This is a genomic window from Mesorhizobium sp. M1E.F.Ca.ET.063.01.1.1 (genome assembly GCF_003998155.1).
GTDB lineage: Bacteria > Pseudomonadota > Alphaproteobacteria > Rhizobiales > Rhizobiaceae > Mesorhizobium.
Window position 1 is genome coordinate 1 of sequence record NZ_RZSC01000745.1, and the last position, 2,826, is coordinate 2,826.

Annotated in this window: 2 protein-coding genes; both read left to right on the forward strand. The window is 63.0% G+C overall.

Annotation, left to right across the window (positions count from 1 at the left end; genetic code table 11):
* A partial coding sequence (ligD, locus tag EOA29_RS31600) for a DNA ligase D (protein WP_127222095.1) occupies positions 1-1,821 on the forward strand: 1,821 nt, incomplete at its 5' end.
* A gap of 263 nt (positions 1,822-2,084) precedes the next feature.
* A partial coding sequence (locus EOA29_RS31605) for a Ku protein (protein WP_127222096.1) occupies positions 2,085-2,826 on the forward strand: 742 nt, incomplete at its 3' end.

The window sequence follows — 2,826 nt, forward strand, 5'->3', positions numbered from 1 at the left end:
ACCCAGGTGACGGAGCCGCCGGGCAGCGAACACCCCGCACAGAAAACCCGCGAGCTCTGGCTGCACGAGATCAAGTTCGACGGCTACCGCACCATGGCGCATGTCATCGATGGCGAGGTGCGGCTGATCACTCGCGGCGGCATCGACTGGACGAAGCGCTATGGCAATCTCCCGCAGGCCTTCTCGCGCCTGCCGGTCAGCCGGGCGATCATCGATGGCGAGATCATGGTTCTCGACGAGAAGGGCATCTCGCGCTTCGCGCTGCTCCAGGACGCGCTGGCCGAGGGCGCCGGCTCGAAGCTGCATTTTTACGCCTTCGATCTTCTCCACCTCGACGGCTGGGATCTGCGCAAGGTGCCGCTGCAGAAGCGTAAGGCATTGCTTGCCGAACTGCTCGCCGGTCAGGCCGCCAATTCCGCCATCCAGTACAGCGACCATGTCGAAGGCGACGGGCGAGGTCTATACGAACAGGCGACGGAACTGGGGTTGGAAGGCGTCGTCTCCAAACGCGCCGACGCCATCTACCAGAGCGGCCGCACCAAGAGCTGGACCAAGATCAAGGCGCAAAAGACAGGCGATTTCGTCATCGCCGGCTACACTGTCTCCGACCGGGCGGAGGGGCTGGCGGCGCTCGGCATGGCCGAGTTCGAGGATGGCGAATTGCATTATCGCGGCAAGGTCGGCACCGGCTTCGACCGCGACATGGCGACGGACCTGCTCGCCAGGCTGGAGCGGCTGACGGCCGGCGCCACGCCGCCCGAAGGCGTGCCGCGCGAGATCATGCGCGAGATGCACTGGGTCAAGCCGCTGCTCTCGGCCCGCATCCACTACGCCAACCGCACCGCCGACAATGCCTTGCGCCACGGCGTCTTTCGCGGGTTGCGCGATGTCGGCGGCCTGACCACGCCGGTGCCGGTCAAGCGCAAGCGGCTGATCGCGGAATCCGACCTTGCCGCCATTTGGGTCACCAATCCGGAGCGGCGGCTTTTCGGCAAGACCGGGCCGACCAAGCTCGACATCGCCGTCTACTACGCGCTGGTCGGCGATTTCATGCTGCCGCACATCATCGGCCGCCCGGTGTCGCTGGTGCGCTGCCCGACCGGCAAGCCACAGGACTGCTTCTTCCAGCGCCACGCCTTCACCGGCATGCCGCCATCGGTAGCGGTGTTCGAGTCCACCAATTCGGAAGGCGAGACCAAGACCTATCTCTCGGTCGAGGACGCCAAGGGCTACCTTGCGCTGGCGCAGTTCGGCGTTGTCGAGTTCCACACCTGGGGCGCGCACCGCACCAGGCTCGACAAGCCGGATCAGATCGTCTTCGACCTCGACCCGGGCGAGGGGATTTCCTGGCGCGAGGTGGTCGAGGCTGCCGTCCACATCAAGGGTGGGCTGGAAAGCCTCGGCCTGGTGCCGTTCGCGAAGACCTCCGGAGGCAAGGGCATCCACATCACCGTGCCGGTGACGGAGAAGCAGAATTGGAAGAAACTGCACCAGGCCTCGAGCGCCATTTCCACCTTTCTCGCCGCGACCGCGCCTGACACCTTCACCACGACGATGGGCAAGGAAAACCGCAGGCGCCGCATCTTTATCGATTTCCACCGCAACGCCCGCGGCCACACCTCCGCGGCGCCCTATTCGCTGCGCGCCCGCACCAATTTGCCGGCCTCGACCCCGGTGAGTTGGACGGACCTGGAGACGATCGACGCGCCGGAGGATCTGAACTACGCCTCGCTGCCAGGGCTCTTGGAGACGTCGGGCGATCCCTGGGCGGAGATCGATGAGGCTGCGAGGGATTTGCCTTCCCGTTTTTCGTCATTCTAGGGTCTGCGCGCGTCGCTTCGCTCCTTGCTTCGCCCTAGAATGACGAAGCATCAAGGCTTTCGGCCAATCGCCAGCGTCTCAATCCCTCTCCATCGACGCTTCCTACAATTTGAACTATCCTCCGGCCCAATCCGCCCCAAAAACACTTCGTCAGCAATTTGCATGTACCATCAGGGGTCGGTGTAGGATTTCCGCAGCCTCATTCGTCCTTCGGACGAAGCGCTGCAATTAACCGTCAGTGCATGGCCGCGTAGGAGTTCATCATGGCGCCCAGGGCAAGTTGGAAAGGTTATCTCAAGCTCAGCCTCGTCAGCTGTCCGGTTCGGCTCTATCCGGCCACCAGCGCGAGCGAGCGCATCTCGTTCAACCAGTTGCACAAGAAGACCCACAACCGCATCAACATGAAGCCGGTCGACCCCGAGCTCGGCCTGGTCGAACGCTCGGATCTGGTAAGAGGCTACGAATACGAGGACAAGCAGTACATCATCATCGATGATGCCGACCTCGACGCGGTGAGGATCGAATCCAACCACACGATGAACATCGAGGCCTTCGTCGACGAGGACGAGGTCGATGTCATTTACCAGGACTCGCCCTATTATCTGGCACCCGACGGCGCCATGGCGGAGGAAACCTTCGCCGTGCTGCGGGAAGCCATGCGCAAATCCGGCAAGCTGGCGATTGCGCGCCTCGTTCTCTCCAGCCGTGAGCGTGTCGTGACGATCGGCGCGCGCGAGAACGGCATGTTCGTCTGCACCTTGAGGAACCCCAACGAAGTGCGCGGCACGGCTGAATATTTCGGCAACATCCCGGCGGGTAAGCCGGACCCGGAAATGCTGGAGCTTGCCCAGGCGCTGATCAAGCAGAAGGAAACCCACTTCGATCCGAAGAACTATGAGGATCGCTACGAAGTGGCGCTGATGGCGATGATCCGCGAGAAGCTGAAAGGCCACAAGCCGATCATCGCGGCGGCACCGGAGCGCGGCAATGTCATCAACCTGATGG